The sequence below is a fragment of the Brevibacterium mcbrellneri ATCC 49030 genome, from assembly GCF_000178455.1.
Classification (GTDB): Bacteria; Actinomycetota; Actinomycetes; order Actinomycetales; family Brevibacteriaceae; genus Brevibacterium; species Brevibacterium mcbrellneri.
In genome coordinates, this window is sequence record NZ_ADNU01000023.1 from 76,821 (window position 1) to 96,625 (window position 19,805).

17 protein-coding genes, 1 other RNA gene and 1 pseudogene are annotated in these 19,805 nt (G+C 59.5%); 8 read left to right on the forward strand and 11 right to left on the reverse strand.

Annotation, left to right across the window (positions count from 1 at the left end):
* The first annotated feature begins 3 nt into the window (after positions 1-3).
* From HMPREF0183_RS04395 to HMPREF0183_RS12785, 4 genes and pseudogenes are all read left to right on the forward strand, one after another.
* On the forward strand, positions 4-387 hold the full coding sequence (locus tag HMPREF0183_RS04395; protein WP_005883208.1) for a cytidine deaminase: 384 nt from the start codon (positions 4-6) through the stop codon (positions 385-387).
* A gap of 1 nt (position 388) precedes the next feature.
* Positions 389-1,669, forward strand: a complete 1,281-nt coding sequence (locus tag HMPREF0183_RS04400) for a thymidine phosphorylase (protein ID WP_005883210.1) — start codon at positions 389-391, stop codon at positions 1,667-1,669.
* Between the two features lie 17 nt (positions 1,670-1,686).
* Entirely contained in the window at positions 1,687-2,400 is a 714-nt protein-coding gene (gene deoC / locus HMPREF0183_RS04405) for a 2-deoxyribose-5-phosphate aldolase (protein WP_005883212.1), read from the forward strand.
* A gap of 518 nt (positions 2,401-2,918) precedes the next feature.
* A pseudogene (locus HMPREF0183_RS12785) lies at positions 2,919-3,038 on the forward strand (2-deoxyribose-5-phosphate aldolase); the annotation flags it as partial.
* Positions 3,039-3,054: 16 nt separating this feature from the next.
* Here HMPREF0183_RS12785 and HMPREF0183_RS04410 read toward each other — a convergent pair.
* Positions 3,055-4,863 (reverse strand): phospho-sugar mutase, encoded by a 1,809-nt coding sequence (locus HMPREF0183_RS04410; protein ID WP_005883215.1) that lies wholly within the window; start codon positions 4,861-4,863, stop codon positions 3,055-3,057.
* A gap of 7 nt (positions 4,864-4,870) precedes the next feature.
* Positions 4,871-5,692 carry a purine-nucleoside phosphorylase gene (locus tag HMPREF0183_RS04415; RefSeq protein ID WP_005883216.1) on the reverse strand — a complete coding sequence of 274 codons (822 nt, stop codon included), beginning with the start codon at positions 5,690-5,692 and terminating at the stop codon, positions 4,871-4,873.
* 75 nt (positions 5,693-5,767) lie between these two features.
* Here HMPREF0183_RS04415 and HMPREF0183_RS04420 point away from each other — a divergent pair, with 75 nt between their 5' ends.
* Positions 5,768-6,760 carry a hypothetical protein gene (locus tag HMPREF0183_RS04420; protein WP_005883217.1) on the forward strand — a complete coding sequence of 331 codons (993 nt, stop codon included), beginning with the start codon at positions 5,768-5,770 and terminating at the stop codon, positions 6,758-6,760.
* On the opposite strand, the gene HMPREF0183_RS04425 is transcribed toward HMPREF0183_RS04420, so the two are convergent.
* The 9 genes from HMPREF0183_RS04425 to HMPREF0183_RS04465 all read right to left on the reverse strand — a co-directional run bounded on the left by HMPREF0183_RS04425 (position 6,757) and on the right by HMPREF0183_RS04465 (position 16,942).
* Positions 6,757-8,778, reverse strand: coding sequence for an acetoacetate--CoA ligase (locus HMPREF0183_RS04425; RefSeq protein WP_005883218.1), 2,022 nt, complete (start codon positions 8,776-8,778; stop codon positions 6,757-6,759). The genes HMPREF0183_RS04420 and HMPREF0183_RS04425 overlap by 4 nt on opposite strands.
* Before the next feature lie 34 nt (positions 8,779-8,812).
* Complete coding sequence (locus tag HMPREF0183_RS04430; RefSeq protein WP_169309661.1) at positions 8,813-12,139, reverse strand: FtsK/SpoIIIE domain-containing protein; 3,327 nt, start codon at positions 12,137-12,139, stop codon at positions 8,813-8,815.
* A gap of 171 nt (positions 12,140-12,310) precedes the next feature.
* Entirely contained in the window at positions 12,311-12,748 is a 438-nt protein-coding gene (locus HMPREF0183_RS04435; protein ID WP_083801443.1) for a pilus assembly protein TadG-related protein, read from the reverse strand.
* On the reverse strand, positions 12,714-13,232 hold the full coding sequence (locus HMPREF0183_RS04440; protein WP_005883221.1) for a TadE/TadG family type IV pilus assembly protein: 519 nt from the start codon (positions 13,230-13,232) through the stop codon (positions 12,714-12,716). The genes HMPREF0183_RS04435 and HMPREF0183_RS04440 overlap by 35 nt, the downstream gene beginning before the upstream one ends.
* Before the next feature lie 19 nt (positions 13,233-13,251).
* Positions 13,252-13,662 carry a TadE/TadG family type IV pilus assembly protein gene (locus HMPREF0183_RS04445; RefSeq protein WP_005883222.1) on the reverse strand — a complete coding sequence of 137 codons (411 nt, stop codon included), beginning with the start codon at positions 13,660-13,662 and terminating at the stop codon, positions 13,252-13,254.
* A gap of 7 nt (positions 13,663-13,669) precedes the next feature.
* On the reverse strand, positions 13,670-13,897 hold the full coding sequence (locus HMPREF0183_RS04450; RefSeq protein ID WP_005883223.1) for a hypothetical protein: 228 nt from the start codon (positions 13,895-13,897) through the stop codon (positions 13,670-13,672).
* Between the two features lie 14 nt (positions 13,898-13,911).
* The gene (locus HMPREF0183_RS04455; protein ID WP_005883224.1) at positions 13,912-14,850 is read right to left on the reverse strand and encodes a type II secretion system F family protein; all 939 of its coding nucleotides are present in this window, start codon (positions 14,848-14,850) and stop codon (positions 13,912-13,914) included.
* Positions 14,847-15,719: a type II secretion system F family protein gene (locus HMPREF0183_RS04460; protein ID WP_005883225.1), complete on the reverse strand. Its 873-nt coding sequence runs from the start codon at positions 15,717-15,719 to the stop codon at positions 14,847-14,849. The genes HMPREF0183_RS04455 and HMPREF0183_RS04460 overlap by 4 nt, the downstream gene beginning before the upstream one ends.
* Positions 15,716-16,942 carry a TadA family conjugal transfer-associated ATPase gene (locus HMPREF0183_RS04465; protein ID WP_005883226.1) on the reverse strand — a complete coding sequence of 409 codons (1,227 nt, stop codon included), beginning with the start codon at positions 16,940-16,942 and terminating at the stop codon, positions 15,716-15,718. The genes HMPREF0183_RS04460 and HMPREF0183_RS04465 overlap by 4 nt, the downstream gene beginning before the upstream one ends.
* A 190-nt stretch (positions 16,943-17,132) precedes the next feature.
* Here HMPREF0183_RS04465 and prfB point away from each other — a divergent pair, with 190 nt between their 5' ends.
* From prfB to ssrA, 3 genes are all read left to right on the forward strand, one after another.
* Positions 17,133-18,263: a peptide chain release factor 2 gene (gene prfB / locus HMPREF0183_RS04470; protein ID WP_005883227.1), complete on the forward strand. Its 1,131-nt coding sequence runs from the start codon at positions 17,133-17,135 to the stop codon at positions 18,261-18,263.
* A 72-nt stretch (positions 18,264-18,335) separates the two neighbouring features.
* The gene (gene smpB / locus HMPREF0183_RS04475) at positions 18,336-18,806 is read left to right on the forward strand and encodes an SsrA-binding protein SmpB (protein WP_005883228.1); all 471 of its coding nucleotides are present in this window, start codon (positions 18,336-18,338) and stop codon (positions 18,804-18,806) included.
* Positions 18,807-19,162: 356 nt separating this feature from the next.
* Positions 19,163-19,549: a transfer-messenger RNA gene (gene ssrA, locus HMPREF0183_RS12465) on the forward strand.
* The last annotated feature ends 256 nt before the right edge of the window (positions 19,550-19,805 follow it).

A 19,805-nucleotide genomic window follows, 5' to 3' on the forward strand; every position in this document is an offset into this window, starting at 1 on the left:
AGGATGGATTGGGACGTTTTGCGTGAGCGCGCACGTGCCGTGATGGAGAACGCGTATGTCCCGTATTCGAAATACCCAGTTGGCGTGGCCGCTCTTGTTGACGACGGTCGCATCATCGTGGGGTGCAACGTCGAGAATGCGTCCTACGGGTTAGGCCTGTGTGCCGAATGTGGCCTCGTTTCGGAGTTGCACCGGACGGGAGGTGGCCGGTTGGTGGCTTTTGCGTGCGTTGATAAACACGGCAACAAACTGGTGCCGTGTGGCCGGTGCCGTCAGCTGTTGTACGAACACGGTGGGCCAGATCTTCTTCTGGACATGCCGTCTGGGATCGCGTCGCTGTCCCAGGTTCTTCCTGAAGCTTTTGGACCCGATCACTTAAGGAGCTGACATGATCGAACCGTTTGATGCCGTGGATGTGATTCGCACAAAGCGTGATCGTGCCGAACTCAGTGACGAACAGATCGCATGGGTCATCGACGCCTACACGCGTGGTGTTGTTGCCGATGAGCAGATGTCGTCCTTGGGTATGGCGATCTTCCTCAACGGGATGAGCCCACGCGAAATCGCCCAGTGGACGCACGCGATGATCGAGTCCGGTGAGCGGATGGACTTTTCCAGCTTGTCGAAACCCACCTCGGACAAGCACTCAACAGGGGGAGTGGGGGACAAGATCACTTTGCCACTGGCACCCTTGGTCGCAGTCTTTGACGTGGCCGTGCCGCAGCTGTCTGGACGTGGACTTGGGCACACCGGTGGCACGCTGGACAAGCTGGAATCGATTCCCGGTTGGCGCGCGAACTTGAGCAACGACGAACTCATGAGCCAGCTTGAGGACATCGGCCCAGTGATCTGTGCTGCTGGAACTGGCCTGGCGCCGGCTGACAAGAAGCTCTATGCGTTGCGCGACATCACCGGAATCGTCGACTGCATTCCGCTCATCGCGTCATCGATCATGAGTAAGAAGATCGCTGAAGGCACCCAGGCATTGGTGCTTGATGTGAAGGCGGGTTCGGGAGCGTTCATGAAGGACGTCGAACAGGCGACCGCTCTTGCCCGCACCATGGTGGAGTTGGGGAAGAACGCAGGTGTTGAGACCTCGGCGTTGATTACCGACATGTCGACCCCGCTTGGGCTCACGGTTGGTAACGCGCTGGAAGTCCGGGAGTCTGTTGAGGTGTTGGCAGGCGGAGGCCCAGCTGATGTCGTTGAGCTGACGGTTGAGCTGGCACGTGAGATGCTCGCACTGGTTGGGAAGACCGAGGTGGATGTCGAGGCCGCGCTGAAAGACGGTCGGGCGATGGACATGTGGAACCGCATGATTGAACGTCAGGGTGGCGACCCGTACGCGATCCTGCCAACCGCAAAAGAAACCCACACCGTGACTGCTGAAGAATCGGGCGTTGTCACAACCCTTGACGCGCTGAGTGTAGGAGTTGCCTCGTGGCGTTTGGGTGCTGGGCGCGCACGTAAGGAAGACCCAGTGCAGGCCGGTGCAGGTATTGAGTTGCACGCCAAACCAGGTGACACCGTGACTGCGGGCCAGCCTTTGATGACGTTGCACACGGACGAGCCGCAGCGTTTTGAACGTGCGCTCGAATCTCTCGAAGGTGCGTGGAGTATTGGCCAGCAGGCCGCGCCTCGCACTGTTATTTTGGACCGAGTTTCCTAACCGAAAGGACCCTCCCAATGATCACCCGCACTGATGTTGCACAGATGATCGACCACACGCTTCTCAAGCCCGAATCAACTCCTGATGACTTCGCTGCGCTGGTTGAGGCCGGTAAGGAACTGGGTGTGAAGGCTGTGTGCGTATCGCCTTCCGCCCTGCCAGTCACCGACACTGGTGACCTGGTGGTGGCCACGGTTGTTGGCTTCCCGTCCGGTGCGGTCAAGCCACAGATTAAGACTGCCGAGGCGGCCCAGGCTGTACGCGACGGCGCCCGTGAGATCGACATGGTGATCAACGTGGGGCAGGCAATCGCGGGCGACTTCGCCGGGGTCGAAGCTGACATCAACGGGGTAGTGACTGCCGTTGCCGAGGCGGCAAAGGACTTAGGTCTTCCGGTTGCGACCGGCCCGGAGTCAGCGACTGAAGGTGCCGCGATCGTCAAGGTGATTATTGAGTCGGCGGCTTTGAACGACGAGCAGATTGTGGGTGCGTGCGAGGCTGCTGTGCGTGCAGGAGCCCACTACGTGAAAACATCGACTGGGTTCCACCCGGCAGGTGGCGCAAGTGCTCACGCTGTCAAACTGATGCGCTCAACCGTGGGCGATGCCCTGGGTGTCAAGGCTTCCGGTGGGATCCGTGACGCACAGGCAGCACAGTCCATGATCGAGGCTGGGGCGTCGCGCCTGGGCCTGTCAGGAAGTGCTGCCGTGCTCGACGGTTTCACGGCGTAAGCACCGTAAACGGTTGAAGGGCGTTGTTTGGGTGCGCCTGGCAAGGAGGTCACCCAAACAGCGCCCTTGATTTTCTTGTAAAGGTATCTAGTCAGGGCCGTCGCAGGGAGACGATCACATACACAATCCAAAAGCTACCGAAAAGAAGGGTAAGTAGACCACTCCAAGGAAACAATAGCTCCGCTGGTGAGCCGTATATGTTTGCGTCGCGAGACATTCCTGTAATAGTTCCGCATGCAACAAATGTTGCCAAGCTCATTGCGAATGTAGCGCCCAAAACAGTGTTTGTGATAATTTTTCGCGACATAGGCTTCCTCACTTCGGGTTGCAAGCTTGTGCGATGGTCTGGGGCAAATCTGTAGGAGTGATTTTGTGCCTAGGCTTTTTATTCTTTTGCCCTCTACCACGGACTTAATGAGCGACGCTTTTGCTACTGCATAATCAGTGCGCGTGATCACTCATACCTTGCACCGCGGTGTGCGATAAGTGATATGCACAATTGTACGGTACATCAACGGCGCGTCAAGGCTTCCGGTGGGATCCGTGACGCACAGGCAGCACAGTCCATGATCGAGGCTGGGGCGTCGCGCCTGGGCCTGTCAGGAAGTGCTGCCGTGCTCGACGGTTTCACGGCGTAAGCAGCTCAGCCACGTATTACTGCAGGAACTCAGCGAGGTCTGCAGTAATACGGTCCAGCTTGGCGCGCGCTTCTGCAAGAGCCTGCGGGTACGTGCTCTCATCAGCCGTTTCAACGGCTTCCAGGTAGCACTTGAGCTTGGGTTCTGTTCCCGACGGGCGGATCACTACGCGGTCGCCAGATTCGGTTAAGAGAGCAAAACCGGGGGTACCCGGAAGGGACGCCGACCCTTCCGACAGGTCAACAACCTCGGTCACGGCAGACCCACCCAGATCAGCGGGAGGTGCCGACGCGAGCCGGTCCAACATCTTGTCAATATGCTTCAGGTTGGTGACACGAATCGTATAAGGCGCGGTGAGGAAAATACCGTCACGCACGCGAATGCGCTTCAGCTCGTCATCAACGGTGCGCCCTTGTGCGTGGAGTTCGGCAACAAGGTGAGCGATGACAACCGCGGCCGACACGCCATCCTTATCGCGCACAACCTGAGGGTCCACGCTGTAGCCCAGCGCCTCCTCGTAGCCGAATACCAGGTCGGTACCACGGGAAATCCACTTGAAACCGGTCAGTGTGGTGCGGTGCGGGACCCCGTGGAAGTCCGCGGCCTGGGCCAACGCGCGTGACGACACGAGCGAATTGGCCACGGTCCCAGGGGTCCGGGACGCAATGAAATCGCCCAGGAGCAAACCAACCTCGTCACCGGTCAGCTGACGGAATGCGCCGGGCGAATCCGGGATCGGAACAGCGATCGACACGCGGTCAGCATCCGGGTCGTTGGCGATGACCAGTTGCGCGTTCGCAGCTTTTGCCGTTTCAAACGCCAGGTCAAGAGCCCCGGGCTCTTCCGGGTTAGGGAATGTGACAGTGGGGAAGTCCGGATCGGGTTGAGCCTGCGCCTCCACCGGCGTAATACGCGTGAACCCGGCCTGCTTAAGAGCTGTGAGCGTAGTGTCGTTGCCCACCCCGTGCATCGACGTGTGGACAATCCGCAGATCAGCCGGTGCGTCAGACACTCCCAAACGCGACCTGACCTCGGCGATGCTGGCCAAGTATTCCTCGGTGACATCGACGCTTTCCCAGCCGGACTCAGCGCGGGCAACATCGGCGACACTTTCAACACGGGCAATATGTGACGCGATCTGCGCATCAAACGGCGCAACGATCTGGGCCCCTGCGCCGTGCGTGGCGCGTTCGTGAGCAACATCCTCACTCGCAGCCCCAATCCCAGCGAATGCCATTCCCGGTGCCCCCGCCGTAGCGTGAGCGACACTGGCTTGGGACACGGTTTCAGCCAGGTACACGGCTGCCTGCGGGCGGGCACCTAAGTACACCTTGTACCCATTGTCCCGAGGTGGATTGTGGCTGGCCGTGACCATTACCCCGGCATCGGCGTCGAGGTGGTTGACGGCAAACGCCAGCATCGGAGTGGGTTTGCGGGCTGGCAGCATGAGCGCACGGCCACCGGCAGCGGTGACAACGGTTGCGGTGTCGCGGGCAAAATCCTCTGACCCGTACCGGGCGTCACACCCGATCACCACGGTGAAATCTTCCCCTACGGTGTCACGTAGAAACGCGGTGAGCCCGGCTGCTGCGCGGATCACCACGGCACGGTTCATCCGGTTGGGGCCACCGCCTAGTTCGCCACGCAGACCCGCGGTCCCAAACTGCAGCATGCCAGAAAAGCGGTCGGCCAAATCATCGAGTGCCCGGGCCGACTCTTCACCCGGCTCCTGCGTCGCTTCGACCAGGTCAGTCAGCTGTTTCCGAGTTTCTGGGTCCGGGTCATCTGCGATCCATGCGCGTACAGCATCAAAGTCCACACTCATGATTCCCTCACTTCAGGATTCGACGAACAATGTCAGCCAACAACTGCGAGATCCGGGGGCCGGCCTGCTGCCCAGCCTCTAACACCTCGGCGTGGTTGAGCGGTTGTTCAGAAACACCGGCACCAAAGTTCGTCACCAGGGAAATCCCCAGGATTTCCATGCCTGCTTCACGTGCAGCGATGGCCTCCAAGGCAGTGGACATTCCCACCAGGTCAGCGCCCATGGTGCGAGCCATGCGAACCTCGGCAGGGGTTTCGTAGTGCGGGCCGCGGAACTGTGCGTACACGCCTTCGGCAAGCGTGGGGTCCATCTCTTTGGCAACTGCGCGCAACCGCGACGAGTACAGGTCGGTGAGGTCCACGAACGTGGCACCTTCCAGCGGGCTTGAAGCTGTGAGGTTGAGGTGGTCGGAGATGAGAACGGGAGTTCCGGGCGCGAAGTCCGTGTGCGTGGATCCGCACCCGTTGGTCAAAATGATGGTTGTGGCTCCTGCGGCCGCAGCTGTGCGCACTCCGTGGGCTACCGCGCGCACACCCTTGCCTTCGTAGAAGTGGGTGCGGGCTCCGAGGACTAGAGCGTGTTTGGGGCCTGCCTGCGTGTCCACCTTGATGGTGGTGAGGGTTCCTGGGTGGCCGGACACCTGCGAGGTGTGGAAGCCGGGCACCTGGTCTGCTGGCGTCGAGGCTACGGGGTCGCCCAGCAACTGTGCTGCTGACCCCCATCCCGAGCCCAGTACTAGGGCGATGTCGTGGCTGTCGATTCCGGCTGCGTCGTTGAGAACCTGGGCAGCCTGCTGTGCGCTTTCAAGCGGTGAGTCGTTCGTGCTCATACCAGTGACACTAGACGAAAACGGGTGGTGTTTTCATGTGATCTTCGCAAAAACGTGCCACGTTAGGATTTAAGCATGATGACAATCCGCCCGTTTGCCCCCGGTGATGACCTGGCGCTCAACAACATTCTGAGCGACCCCAACGACCCCGCGCACCACATGCTGCGTTCGCTTGTGTGCGAAGATTCGGATTCGGCGCCGGTGACGCGCACGGTTGTCGCCGAGGTGGCCTCCGGCGTGCTCGTGGGTGTTGCCGTGTGTGCGCAGTCGCCGGCGCACCCGCAGCGGGCGTGGTTTCATACTGAGGTGGCTCGCGAATTAGACAGTGAAGAGGCCGCCGAGGTGTCCGCCCAGTTGCGTGAAAAGCTCAGTCACGCTGTTGCCGGGACCGTTCTTGAAGGGCTTCCTTTGCGTACCAGAGTTGGTGTGGGTGCGGGTAGTTCAGACCCGGTCGTGGGTAGCGCGGGCGCGGGTAGCGCGGATGGTGGCACGGAGCTGTTCCGAACCCGGATCGTGCGCGTTGAAACCCTGGCGTTGGGTGGCTTGGGGGCTGACCGTTTGGACGACTTTGTTGTCACAGCTACCGGTTCGGTGGAGCTCACTCGCGCCTTTTCGGAGTGGTACACCGGAGTCAACAGGGCTGACCCTGCTGCGTCCATGACCTTGGGCGAGTTCAACCGGCGTTTCCTGTCCGAGGCCACCGGCGCACACGGAGCAGCCATGTTCAAACGCGACGGGCAGGTGAATGCGTTCGCCGTGTCGTACCCGCCAGAACAGTGTGGTGAAGGGGGCGCAACTCAAGAGAGCTCTGAGGCCACAGAACTCACCGTGGGTGTCATGGCTGATGCCGTTGAACCACGTCCGGAACGCGATTCGGCGGAATACCAAGCCGCACTCGGCGATGCGGGAGCACTCATTGCCCGCCTGTCCACGGACACCGATGTTGTGGTGGAAGTGACCAGCGAAATGCCGGTGCTCACCGAACTCATCGACGGCCTTATACAGGCGGGCAAAGCACACGTGCTCTACGAATACGCCACGCTGGGAAGCGCGCCACTCAACGCCTAGTCGCGCTTCTTCTGCACCCGCTGACGCGCAAAGTCCACATACCAGTCCACGGTGGCAACGTCCTCGGCGACGGTGCGGTTAACTGTGCTGGGGTCTGCTCCCTGGAAGATTTTCTTAATAGGCACTTCCATGAGCTTTCCGGTGCGTGTGCGCGGAACCGCGGGGGCCTCAATCATTTCATCGGGCACATACCGGGGCGAGATCTTGGTGCGGATCGCCTCAACAACTGCGCCCTTGAGGTCCTCATCGAGTGTGTGCCCGCGAGCCGGAACCACGAAAAGCGGCATGTAGTAGTCGCCGTCTCCCACCTCGGCGCCAATCACCATCGAGGTGGCAACCCCGGGCACCTGGTCAACAACGTCGCAAATGTCAGCCGAGCCCATACGGATGCCGCCACGGTTGATGGTGGAGTCGGAGCGACCGTGAATGATCCACGGGCCTTCCGGCAACTGGGTAGCCCAGTCGCCGTGGCGCCACACGCCGGGGAAGTCCACGAAGTAGGCGTTGTGGTACTTGCTGCCGTCCGGGTCGTTCCAGAACATGACTGGCATGTTGGGCAGAGGCTGCGTGAATACGAGCTCACCCACTTCGCCAATCACGGGCTCGCCTTGTGAGTTAAACGCGTGTGCATCGACGCCCAGCACCTTGCCTTGGAGTTCGTTGACGTACACAGGGTCGTACGGGTTGGCACCTAGGATGCCCGAACAAATGTCGGTTCCACCCGAGCTGGAGCCCAGCTGGAAATCGTGTTTGATCTGCTCATATGCCCACCGCCAGGTGGACCCGGGGAGGGTGGAGCCGGTGGACATAATGTGTTCCAGGTGAGGGAGCTTGTAGCTTTCCGACGGGTTGATGCCGGCTTTTTCGATGAGGCTGAGCAGGGCGGCTCCGGTGCCGATCTGAGTGACGTTTTCGCTTTCCGCAATGTCGAACAGGCGAGCGGGTGTGGGGTAGGCGGGCGAGCCGTCGTAGGTGATGGTGGTGGCGCCTAGGGCCAGCACGTTCACCATGAGGTTCCACACCATCCAGGTGGTGGCCACGGCGAAGTACATGCGGGTGTTTTCGTCCGACCCGTTGTGCAGGCCAGCCATCTTGTACACGTCCAGAACGATTCCGCCGTGCCCGTGCACGATTCCTTTTGGCTTGCCTGTTGTGCCTGAGGAGTACAGGATCCACAGCGGGTGGGAGAACTCGACTGGTTCAAATGCCGGGTCTTGCGGGGTGGCGGTGATTTCGGAGAAGCGGTGATGCGTGACCGAGGTGGTTGCGCTGGCGCTTTCCTGTCCGGGGAGGTCTGTGTACGTGTCTGGGTGGGAGTCACGGTGACGGTCGATGAGGATGTGGTGTTCTACCGTGGGGAGCACGCTGAGTGTGGATTCGATCTGGGGGAGCATGTTTCGGTATGTGCCGTTGAAGTCGAACCCGTCAACCGTGAGGAGGACTTTGGGTTCGATTTGGGCAAAGCGGTCAGCGATCCCGTTTTCACCAAAGTCGGTGTTGACCACCGACCACACGGCACCCACGGTGGCCGAGGCCAGTAGTGCGATGATGGTTTCAGCAATGTTGGGGAGCACGGCGGCCACGCGGTCGCCGGGGCGAACGCCCATGTCACGCAGTGCCGCGGCCAGTGCGCCAACCTTTCCGTTGAGTTCCTTCCACGTGTAGCTTTCGCGGGGGTCGGATTCGTGGAGGGCTACTACGGCTTCGCGGTCTGGCATGGTGTGGACGTGGCGTAGCAGGTTTTGAGCATAGTTGACGCTGGCGCCGGGGAACCATGTGGTTTTTTCGATTGAGTCGCCTGTGCGTACGGGGCCGTCGCCACGGGTGCCTATGACGTCGAAGTACTCCCAGATGCTTTCCCAGAAATCGTCGAGGTTGTCGACTGACCACTTGTGTAGTTCGGCGAACCCGGTGGTGTGAACTCCCTTTTTGTCGGCCAGCCACTGCTGATACGCGTACATGGGGGATTGGCGAATACGTTCTTCACTGGGCTGCCACAGCTTTTCACGAGTGGTCATCTGATCCTCCGTTGGATTCGTAACGTGTGTCACGCTACATCATGCCCGAACAATCGTTCGGTTTTCTAGTAGAGCACGGTACGTGGACGGGCACGCGCACATTCGCGTGTACGAACCACGCGCATGAGTCGTGCGGTGGAATAAACGGAAGGTCGCGCGCTACGTGCCCCAGCTCCTGTGGTGAACGCGCGCCGACGATGAGCATGGGTCCGCGGTTGCGAGCCTGTGCTAGTGGCGAGCCATACCCAGGTGTGTGGTCAAGAGGCGAGGCAACCACGGTGAGTTCCCCGAACTCCCAAGAATCTTCGTGCGCTCGCAGAACCACGACTGTGCCACGCGGCAGATGCTCAGACAATCCAGCAAGAAGCGGTGCGGTTGCGTGGTCTGGGCCTAATACGTTCAAGACTGGCCCTGTTGCCGGATCCCAGTACACCGCATTGCCCAGCGGGCTCGTCCCCACCAGGACTCCGCTGCCCACATTGGGAACTGGCTGGTGGGTAAACGGCACGTGGGTGGAAACCTGAGCGTCGACCCCGTCGGAAGCTGCGATCGACGGGGAGGAGAGGAGACCTCGGCCGGGGTCCTTCATGCCTGCGAACCGGGCGGGCTTCACTCCAAAGAAAACAGCATCCGCTGCCACGGCCGGTGGGAACGTCAAACGGGTTGAAGCTCGCGTCGCCACTGCTGAAGCCACCCCACGCCGGCCTGTCACCAGGGCAAACGGCCGGTGTGCCAAAACCAGATCCAGCCTGGCGCGGTGCGTGGGAGAGAACAGGTCGTCCGAGTCGTCCACTGCGACAAACACGGGGTGCGAACTGGGCAGTGACTCCAACAGGCTGAGTGCGGCTTCATGCATCCACTCCGTGTTCGCGTACACGTGGGCTGCCTCCATGGACGTTCCTTGCCGTCCGAATCCCACCATCACGTGCGTGTCACTCGCGTGGCCGGCAAGTACGTGGAGAGCGTGGGTCTTTCCGCACCTCGGGCCCCCGCTGATGAGCACCGCCCCGTCCCGGTCCGGTTGGTAGGTCCACGGGGTGAGTCCTGCCGAGGTGTCAAAAACTGCGCTGGCTGTTCCGTCGAATGTGCGTGGCAGTGGGGGAGGGACGATGGTGTTGGGTGTTGTGCCAAGCGAGTGGTGAGAGACCTCATCCCTGCCGGTGTTCACAGTCTGTAGCGCGCTGTTTTCGTAGCCGGGGAGAGGTACTTCTGTTTGCGGCGCGTCCTCAGCGCCGGCTGGGCGCCATCGCATGACGGCCGGTTCCGGTGCGCCCGTGTGGCCCGACCGGAATAGGGTGAGTCCGTGCGAGGTGGAGATGAGCCCGAGGCCGGGTGCGTTCGCGTCGAGGAGGGCGGCATCGGGGGAGTCGATGACGTCGTTTGAGTCCTGCGTGTCCCTCACGCGTAGGCACACGCGCATCGAAATGTTCGACTTCATCCGGGCTGTCACCACGCCGGAGGGCCGTTGGGTGGCCAGTATCGCGTGGATCCCCAGAGACCGCCCTAACGCGGTGAGCTGTTCCAGGATCTCCACGCTTTCTGGGATCTGGTGGACCAGGGCTTGAAACTCATCGATGACGGTGACGATCCGGGGGAGTGGTGCGTTGTTTTCGTTATATGCGGGCAGATCGCTCACTCCGGCGCGTGCGAACAGCTCTTCGCGGCGTGTGACTTCTGCCAGAACGTACCTCAGCGCTCTGAGTCCTAAGAACGTGTCCAGGTTCGAGACAACCGTGTCGGTGTGCGGCAGGTTTTGCAAGGGCGCAAACGCGGCACCGCCTTTGAAATCAACCAGCACAAACCGGACTTCTTCAGGTGTAAGCACGGCCGCTAAAGATTGAATCCACGCGCTTAAGAACACCGACTTCCCACTGCCTGTTGTCCCCGCAACAAGCGCGTGCGGCCCGTCGGCAAACAAGTCAAGAAACACGGCGCCGCTTTCGCTCACCCCAACCGGGACCGCGCTGCGCGAATCATGGGATGCTACCCGGGTGAGTTCTTCGACACTCATGGACGCCAACGTGACCGCGCCTGTTTCCCCAGCCCCACCCAGCACGCGCACGAACCGGTGGGCGAGCATACACCTGGGAACGATGCGGCCAGGCACAGGACCAGCGCCCACCGGTGGCGGGCAATGTAGATTCGCCGCCACCGAATCCGGGCAGTCCACAATCCACGTGTCGGCCACCTCGGCGGGGGTGAACCGGATGGTCTCACCCCAGGTGACGGTAATGACCGGCCCCGAGGCGGCCACCCCTACCCGCAGAAACTCCGGCCCATCTGGGGGCGGGTCCAAAACCACGGCCGCGCCGCACGCCCGGAGCGTGACGATGATTCCGCGGGCCACCTCGGGCGCGGACTCACCACACACAACCAGTTCCGTACGTTCCAGATCCACGGTGACGACCTGGTTGTTGGACACCAGGTGCGTGTGGCCGTCGCGGGTGATCCCAGGGACACTGACACGAGCAGCCACACGGTCAAACGGCGGTTCGTATTCCGGTGGAGCCTTTACGGTGGCGCTCACGCAACACGTCCCAACACCCACCGGGATTCTGGACAGTGAAAACGGGCGTTGGCTCTCAGCGCTCGCGGCACGGGCGCAGTTGGTGCGGATATCGGACTCGAACTGCTCAACCGCCCGCGAAAACTCTTGCAGCGCCTGGGCGAGGTCGCGGGCATACCGCCGCCGACTGCTCCACCACATCACCCCGGCGCTCAAAGGCCCGGCAACGCTGAACAACAGAAACCACCACATGTGCGTGACGAGCATGAGCACCACGCCTAGCACAATCGGGATCGCGTAGTGCGCCATGTGTGGCGCTCGCGGGGGCGTGACACGTGGGGCGGCTGGCCAGGTAAGTGGTTCCGGTGGGGTGGTGCGCTCGCGTGGGTCGTACGTCCCGAGGTGGGTTGCCCCAAGCGTGGTGAGTGCGGCTGCTGCGGCGGGGGCGAAGGGGGTTGGCGTGCGGCTCATGTGTGGATCGAACAGTTGCAAGGTGGCTTCAGACGATCTGCCCACGGTGAAATCGGAGCGGGTCCACGGGGTGCAAAATCCGGAGTCAGGGCCTGCCAGCACAGAGACCGACTTTCGTTCGACCTCGGGTACGGCGTGACATGCGGGGGCGCTTGCCTGTTCAATCACCGTCACCGGGCTGCGGGTACACCACTCGAACCATCGTTCGTGTGGCGTGGGCGCGGCGCGGGCGAAATTGCGCGCAGTGTAGGCGTTTGGGGTGTCAATGCCACGAGCGGTCATGAGTGCGGTCAACACGTCAGCAGCCGTGGCGTACCCCGGCGCTTCGACGTGCAGGGATGACAGGGAGTCACCTTCCACAATATGAACGATCGTGCTGTACATGTTCGCCATGGTGCACGTTCGTGGGCAGTGGTTCTAGACCCTGGCTTTGAGGTGTGGATAACGCTGTTTTGTCCACACCGTGAGTGGCAGGTAGTCGCAGGGCCTGTGGACGCAAGTGCGCGGCCGAGGTGGGGTGAGGCAGCGCTGTCAGATCGCCCGGATGCGTCAGGATTACCGAAGCGAGCCACGGGCTTTAGTTGTTGAGGTCAGCGCAATGCCTTTGGGAACAAAAGGCGAGATGAGGACGGGTTTATAGCGGGCGTGCGCGGTGACGTGAACATTGCGCGAATCAGCAATATGTGCGCTTACTCGAATGTGTGAGAGGTTCGAAGGGGGACTGATACGAGCCACATGCTGGTTCGCTTTCTTCTCAATTCCATGGGCGTCGAAAACGAACGTGGGTTCACCGCCTGGCACTGGCTGGTAGCTTTCCACAGCCGCCAGGGCAGCTGAATCGGCAATCGCGTACAGCTTGCGGTGAGCCGTGTAGTAGTCGGTGATGATGGTAATGATGGTGACCAAAGCGAGGACAATCACGCAGAACCCAACGGCAAGGGGCGTGATCGAACCGGCTTCACGGTGAGCCGGTGATGCCATGTGTGATGTCATGGTGTCCTCCCGTGGGTGCGACGATGTCGGTATGTGAAGCTGTGACGGTAATGCGCCCGGCTGTGTCACTGTTGAAAACGAATGGAATCCCAGGAAGAGCTACCCGGGTTTCCACATGTGCGGTGACAGTTGAACCTGGGGTGTCACATTTTTCTGAACAGGAAAATTTCACGCGGTGCGGTGTCCCGGTGAGACCAAAATCATCCAGGTGTAAAGACGCGGTAGCGTTGGCGCGGGCATGTGCAGTGTCTGGGTGTCTGGAAGCGTAACGGGCCGCGTCGATCGCAATAGCTTGCGTGGCATAGGTGCCCGCTTGCAGCGTGCTGATTGCTATGACGATGTACACGACAGGCACCAGCAACACCACCGAAGCAAAAATGAACTCAATGGCGGCGGTTCCGGATTCGTCCCTGGCGCTTGCATGACCCGCGGTTCCACGCAGGGTCTCTCTGCCAGGACCCGGGGCCGTCAACTGTCTAGTCATGTGCACTGCACCTTGGCTCTTAGGACTCATACACCGGTTCAACGAATGCGCGTCCCTGCCTGGTCATGACACCGGTGGGACCCCACATTCCAATCACGGGCACTGCAGTTGTCACTTCCACGACAGCCACGTCATCGCCGTGAACACTGTCGAATCCCACATTGATTGGCCCTGCGAACCGTTCGCCAAGGGAACTCACAATCAGAGTCCGAGTCACCTCGCGTGCGTCATCAGCGTTGCCATCTCCCATAGCAAGAACCCGGGCGCCAGCCACGGCGGCATCGGTGACGGTATTGCGCACGTGAATAGTCAGACACACTTGTAATACACCGGCGAACACCAACGATAAGAGTGCTGCAACGAGCACAAATTCGGCTACCGCTGAACCACGATCCGATTTCAGGTGTGTAAGAGAATTGCTGGGTCGCATGAGGGAATTACCCCGCGTTGCGCACCTTGTTCATTGAATCATTGAAGAAATTCGTAAACGCTTCACCGGCCAGGGCCCACAGGGCAACGACCAACGCCGCGGTCATAACAGTAATCAAAACCCAACCCGGCACATCGCCGCGATCTGAGCGTCGGTAGCGGGCACCTCGGGGGCGGGGACGGGGAGTAAACGCAAGTAAAAGGGTGGACATAAAGGCGTAGAACCGGACAAACATAGCTCCTCCTTGAGCTAAAGACCTACTTTGAGAACTGCCAACGACGGATAAACAGCGAACAGGACGGTAATGGGAAGAACGAAAAGCACAACAGGGACAAGCATCCCTACTTCCTTCTTGCCCGAAAGTTCCATGAGTTTGCGACGACCCTCCTCTCGAACATCGGCGGCCTGAGCACGCAACACCTCAGAAAGCGGCGTGCCACGGGACAGTGCAATTGCAAGCCCGTCAACGAACTGAATGAGGCTCTGGATATTGGTGCGACGAGCCATTGCGTCCAGCGCATCTACCAGTGATGTGCCAGTGCGCGCCTGAGCTAATGCGATCCGCAGTTCGTCACTGAGCTCGCCTGTTGCGGTGTGACACACGCGGTTAAGAGCGTCGACGGTTCCCTCACCAGCAGTAATGGACAGTGCTAAGAGTTCAGCAATGGTGGGGAATTCGGCCAGTATGCGCTCTTCACGCTTCTTGACCGCCTGGGTGAGGAGCCAATCGTTAAGAAAATGGCCACCTACGCCACCAAGAACAATCAGAACAACACACACCACAGGGTTGAAACCGCGCGCCACAATGATCACCGTGCACATGAGCGCACCCACCACAAGGCCGGCGATAATGAGCAACACCTGACGGGCACGGAAACTGTCGACCGTGTGTGACGGGCCCAGTTTTGAGAGTCGCAGAGTCACTGACACATCGGTCGTCATGCGCGAGTTCAGCCAGTGAAGAGCTCGGTGAGCGAAATGACGGGCAAGACCACCAAACCCAGTCTCAGTCGGGGCGGTGAGGTGGTACTTCTCTTCAGCCACTTGAGTAGTCCGCAAATACGGGCCGATGCGATCCTCTAACCGCGGACGCCGCATCACAGGCAAGGACAGTACAAAGAACGTCAGCGACAAACCAACAGAAAGCCCAAGCGCGCCAATAACAAGCGGGTGATCGATCGACATCATCGTAAAACCCGCGCCTCTTCAGGCAATCGCCCGATCCGCTTCATGACACTGTAGGCACACAGCGAAATGACCAAACCCACAACCAACAAAACAGTGCCTTGGGCAGTGTTATACGCATCCGCGGTTTCCGGGCGGGTGGCAAGGAGCCCCAACACCACCCACGGGGCAGCCACACCCAGCTTGGCTCCTGTCACAGTCCACGACTGGCGGGCTGTTAACTCAGCACGGGTACGAGCATCCTCCCGCAGAAACTGGCTCAGCGTTTTGAGCATCGCACCCAAATCCGTCCCACCCACTTCGCGGGTGATGTGCAAAGCTGCCACCATGCGGTCAGCAACCGGATCAGCCGCCGACTCTTTAAACCGATTGAGGGCCAGACTAAACGAACCGGTAGCACGGTACTCACGGGCAAAGACCTCGAACAAGGGCCGCAACGCAACTGGACCGCGGGCACTCAAGCCGCATACCGCCTCGGGCAGGGAAAGCCCCGCGCGCACCCCGGAACTCAAATGGTCGATGGCTTCCGGCCACAACGTGCGGCGGGAGACCGAGGTCTTGCGGGCCCGGATCTTCACGATCTGGTACGGCGCGACCGTTGCGAACAACCCAAAACACACGGCAATGGGTAACGCGGGCGAAAACACGTACGTCACCGAAGCAACCATCAACCCGCACACTAAGCACACCGTGAAAAGCTGTGCCGGGCTCACCCGGTGAAGCCCCGCAGCCCTGAGCTCATCGCGCGTGCGCAGAATAAAAGCGGGTGGGGACTTCTTCTGGGCCGGCGCTTCCCACATGGACCACCACACGCAAAACAGCCCCGCCCCAAGAGTGAGGCCACACAGCGCACCAGCCAACGACGTGGTCATGCCGCCTCCAAAATGTGGTGGATATCTTTGCCCACGCGGGCAAAGCGCTCGCCGAGGTGGGTAAACCCAGTGCCGCGGACTAAAGCTCCGCGCTCTGTAGCGTGGAAAACGGTTTCAAGTTCAACTGTGTTGTTTTCCATTCCGCCGGGGATGGCAGCGATTTCGTCGACCCGGCGGGTGCCGGATGGGTCGAGTTTGACGTGCACAATTAAGTCGATGCACGTTGCGACCGTGGGGGTCACGAACGCTGAGCCGATGTTGGGGCCGGCTAAAAGCGGGAGGGTGCACATTTTGGTGACCGCTGCACGTGCGGAGTTCGCGTGCAGGGTGCCCAGTGTGGGGAGGCCACTGTTGGCGGCGACGAGGAGGTCAAAGCTTTCGGCTTCGCGGACCTCGCCCACGATGATCCGTGACGGGCGCATACGCAGCGCTTCTTTTACGAGCTTGCGCAATGTGACTTCACCGGCACCTTCAAGCGACGGTTGACGGCATTGGAGCGCGACCCAGTCACGTGTGGGCAGGGACAGTTCAAACACTTCTTCGCACGTGATGACGCGCTCGCGGGCTGGGATCGAGCCTGCTAAAGCGTTGAGCATGGTGGTCTTACCCGCTTGGGTCGCTCCAGAGACGATGATGTTGGCTCCTGCGATCACTGCTGCGTCAAGAAACTCGGCTGCTGGTGGGGTAATCGTTCCGTTTTCCACCAGGTCTCGCAGGGAGCGCGTGCGCGAAATGAACTTGCGGATGTTGACGCTGGGGTACTTGCGGGTGATGTCGGGGAGCACTACGTGCAGGCGCGAACCGTCAGGAAGGCTGGCGTCGACGAAAGGGCTGGACAGGTCTACGCGTCTGCCGGTTGTGCGAAGCATCCGTTCGATCAAGTCGTAGATGTCTGTTTCGGTCAGGATGGTGGTGGTGAGTTCGGAAACTCCGCGCCGACTGATGAAAACACCTTGTGGTCCGTTGATCCAGATTTCTTCAATGTCCGGGTCGTCGAGGTACTTCTGTAAGGTGCCGAAGCCCGCGACGTCGTCGAGAATGCTTTGGAACGCCTCTTCTGGGTTGGACAGTACGGGGAGGTTTCCCTTGAGAGTGCGCTCGTCGTAGTCAGCGATGACATCTTTGATGACGTCGCGTGAAGCGGCGGTATCTATTCGGGGGTCTATTCCAGTTGCGCGAATTCGGTCACGCACTTCCGAGGTGATGATGTCGACAGCGTCCATGATGTCTCCAACCGGATTTGCGGGTGCTCAACAATTTAGCCCGCTGAATGCTGAATGGGAATACCCTTAACAAAATCTGTGGATAACTTTTCGAGGTTGTGCCGTGTAGTTGTGGCCCGAGGTTGAGTTACGGGGTGGCACCTTAGCGAGTGGAACTGCGTGGGGTTGGGTGAAGTAGAGTAGAAGCATTATGGCCATTGACTTTCCAAGCGAGATCGCTTCACTGCAGCAAACGTTTTCCTCAATTCGTGAAGTGTCTGACGTTGAACAGCTGAAGTCTGAAGTAGCGGAGCTCACCGAGGCCGCCGCCGCTCCTGACCTGTGGGACGACCCCGATGTTGCGCAGGCCATCACCTCCAAGCTCAGCCACAAGCAGGGCACGTTGGAAAAGCTCCAAAAGTTTGACCAGCGCATTGAAGACGTTGAGCTTTTGGTCTCGATGGGTGAAGACGAAGGCGATGAGGACGCTTTGAATGAAGCGGCCGCAGAGGTTGAAAAGCTTAAGTCTGAATTGGCTGCGCTGGAGATCTCGACTCTACTGTCTGGCGAATTTGATGAGCGTTCAGCTGTGATTACGGTTCGTGCTGGTGCTGGTGGCGACGACGCGACTGACTGGGCACAGATGCTCACTCGCATGTATATCCGTTGGGCTGAGAACCGTGGCTACAAGGTTGAAGAGCTGGACACGTCGTATGCGGAAGGTGCGGGCGTGAAGTCAGCGACCGTCCAGGTAAACGCGCCGTACGCGTATGGAACGCTCTCGGTAGAAGCGGGTACGCACCGGCTTGTGCGCATTTCGCCTTTCGATAACCAGGGCCGCCGCCAGACCTCCTTTGCCGCTGTTGAAGTGGTTCCTCTGATTGAGCAGACCGACCACATCGACATCGACGAAAACGACCTCCGCATTGATGTGTTCCGTTCTTCGGGACCTGGTGGTCAGTCGGTGAACACCACGGACTCGGCGGTGCGTATTACGCACGTCCCTACGGGTGTGGTTGTGTCGATGCAGAACGAGAAGTCCCAGATTCAGAACCGTGCCGCTGCGATGCGTGTTTTGCAGTCGCGCCTGTTGCAGCTGAAGCGGGAAGAGGAAGAGGCGCAGAAGAAGGACCTGGCTGGTGACATTAAGGCCAGTTGGGGTGACCAGATGCGGTCGTATGTCACGCACCCGTATCAGATGGTGAAGGACTTGCGTACGGGTTATGAAGTGAATAATCCGCAGGCGGTGTTTGACGGGGATATTGACGACTTCTTAGAGGCGGGGATCCGCTGGCGTAAGGAAGAAGAGAAGGCGGCCGAGGCGGCAGCCAACCAGCCGTGAGTCTCATCTTGCGCGGGCGCTGGTAAGATATTCATCTTGTGCCTGCAAGGAATGTGAGAGGAGGGCTGGCACGTGGCAAAAGACACTGGTAAGAAGACGATTGCGAAGAACCGCAAAGCGCGTCACGACTACCACATTGAAGACACATATGAGGCTGGTCTTGTTCTCACGGGTACTGAGGTGAAGTCGTTGCGTGAGGGACGTGCTTCGCTTACGGACGGGTTCGCGTTGATTTTCCAGGGTGAAGCGTGGCTAGAGAACGTTTATATCCCTGAGTATTTGCAGGGGTCGTGGACGAACCACTCTGCGCGTAGGAAGCGGAAGCTGCTTCTGCACAAGGCTGAGATTCTGAAGATTTCGCACAAGCTGAAAGAGTCTGGTAGGACTCTGATTCCGCTGGAGCTGTACTTTGATGGTTCGCGGGTGAAGGTGGAGATCGCTGTGGCCCGAGGTAAGAAGGACTGGGATAAGCGACAGACTCTGCGCGAGAAGCAGGATCAGCGTGAGGCGCAGCGTGCGATGTCCCTCCGCCGGAATATGTAACCGTGTCCGAAACCTCCTGTGGATAAAGGTCGTTTCTGTGATTATTCACACGTGTGGAAAAGCTGGGGATATCCCGGAATGACGCACTCTTTCACAATGTGGAATGTATGATCTACTGAATTATCCATAGGCTCTGACCTGCGACAACGCTATTTGTGCGACAAGGTGTGGAAAGTTTATCCACAGTGTGGATAGGGCTGTGGAATATTGCGCGAAGCGCAGGTGTTGTGTATAACGCACGGAAAAACTTGAGGTCACGCAGGTGGATCCCTATGGCTCCCGCAGGCTGTGTTTTTCTTGCGTTTTTGTTAGAATAGAAAGTCCCGCTTTGTGCGGGGTGTTTGGCAATTGCATATGGGGATGATCGGTTTCGACGTTGGACATTGCGTCGGGAGAAGCGGGCCGAGAATGCAGACTCAACTCGTGATGCTGTCTGTAAAAAAATAGGTGCTAAATCTAACAACCGCACCGAGTTCGCTCTCGCCGCCTAATTTAGGCCTTAATCCGCGAGCTGCGACTCCGTCAGCCTAGAGGTGCTTTCCCTCTAGATCCTGGCGTCGTTTAGAAAGCCACTGCTGCTCACACATGTTGGGGGTGTGAGTGGGACTTTTACTCAACTCCGTTCGTTGGGATAGTGTGTTCGTGCGCTCCCCAGGACCTAAGACACATTTACACGTACTGCGCCCGGAGAAGAATCGACAATTTGCCGACGGACGCGGGTTCAATTCCCGCCATCTCCACAAAAGCGAAGTCTCGGGACATCGTTCACTCGATGTCCCGAGACTTTTTATATTGGGGCGTTGAGTCATGTGGTTTTCTCTACACTCTAAGCTCTTTTTCTCGAGGGTTGTAGAGTAACAGGGCGATTTTCGCGCGAAAACGTGAACAAAACGAACAAAAAGGGTGTTTACTCTACAATCCTGATCGAGAAGTGTAGAGGAAATCGCTCTTGCGTGTGCGCCAACTGTGTCGAAGGTGAGAGACTTCTCTGGCTTGTGG

What these genes read in the sequence shown, in the direction of transcription:
- HMPREF0183_RS04395 (WP_005883208.1), top strand. Translation starts at nt 4, where the DNA reads ATGGATTGGGACGTTTTGCGTGAGCGCGCACGTGCCGTGATGGAGAAC.
- HMPREF0183_RS04400 (WP_005883210.1), top strand. Translation starts at nt 389, where the DNA reads ATGATCGAACCGTTTGATGCCGTGGATGTGATTCGCACAAAGCGTGAT.
- deoC (WP_005883212.1), top strand. Translation starts at nt 1,687, where the DNA reads ATGATCACCCGCACTGATGTTGCACAGATGATCGACCACACGCTTCTC.
- HMPREF0183_RS04410 (WP_005883215.1), bottom strand. Translation starts at nt 4,863, where the DNA reads ATGAGTGTGGACTTTGATGCTGTACGCGCATGGATCGCAGATGACCCG.
- HMPREF0183_RS04415 (WP_005883216.1), bottom strand. Translation starts at nt 5,692, where the DNA reads ATGAGCACGAACGACTCACCGCTTGAAAGCGCACAGCAGGCTGCCCAG.
- HMPREF0183_RS04420 (WP_005883217.1), top strand. Translation starts at nt 5,768, where the DNA reads ATGATGACAATCCGCCCGTTTGCCCCCGGTGATGACCTGGCGCTCAAC.
- HMPREF0183_RS04425 (WP_005883218.1), bottom strand. Translation starts at nt 8,778, where the DNA reads ATGACCACTCGTGAAAAGCTGTGGCAGCCCAGTGAAGAACGTATTCGC.
- HMPREF0183_RS04430 (WP_169309661.1), bottom strand. Translation starts at nt 12,139, where the DNA reads ATGTACAGCACGATCGTTCATATTGTGGAAGGTGACTCCCTGTCATCC.
- HMPREF0183_RS04435 (WP_083801443.1), bottom strand. Translation starts at nt 12,748, where the DNA reads ATGACATCACACATGGCATCACCGGCTCACCGTGAAGCCGGTTCGATC.
- HMPREF0183_RS04440 (WP_005883221.1), bottom strand. Translation starts at nt 13,232, where the DNA reads ATGACTAGACAGTTGACGGCCCCGGGTCCTGGCAGAGAGACCCTGCGT.
- HMPREF0183_RS04445 (WP_005883222.1), bottom strand. Translation starts at nt 13,662, where the DNA reads ATGCGACCCAGCAATTCTCTTACACACCTGAAATCGGATCGTGGTTCA.
- HMPREF0183_RS04450 (WP_005883223.1), bottom strand. Translation starts at nt 13,897, where the DNA reads ATGTTTGTCCGGTTCTACGCCTTTATGTCCACCCTTTTACTTGCGTTT.
- HMPREF0183_RS04455 (WP_005883224.1), bottom strand. Translation starts at nt 14,850, where the DNA reads ATGATGTCGATCGATCACCCGCTTGTTATTGGCGCGCTTGGGCTTTCT.
- HMPREF0183_RS04460 (WP_005883225.1), bottom strand. Translation starts at nt 15,719, where the DNA reads ATGACCACGTCGTTGGCTGGTGCGCTGTGTGGCCTCACTCTTGGGGCG.
- HMPREF0183_RS04465 (WP_005883226.1), bottom strand. Translation starts at nt 16,942, where the DNA reads ATGGACGCTGTCGACATCATCACCTCGGAAGTGCGTGACCGAATTCGC.
- prfB (WP_005883227.1), top strand. Translation starts at nt 17,133, where the DNA reads ATGGCCATTGACTTTCCAAGCGAGATCGCTTCACTGCAGCAAACGTTT.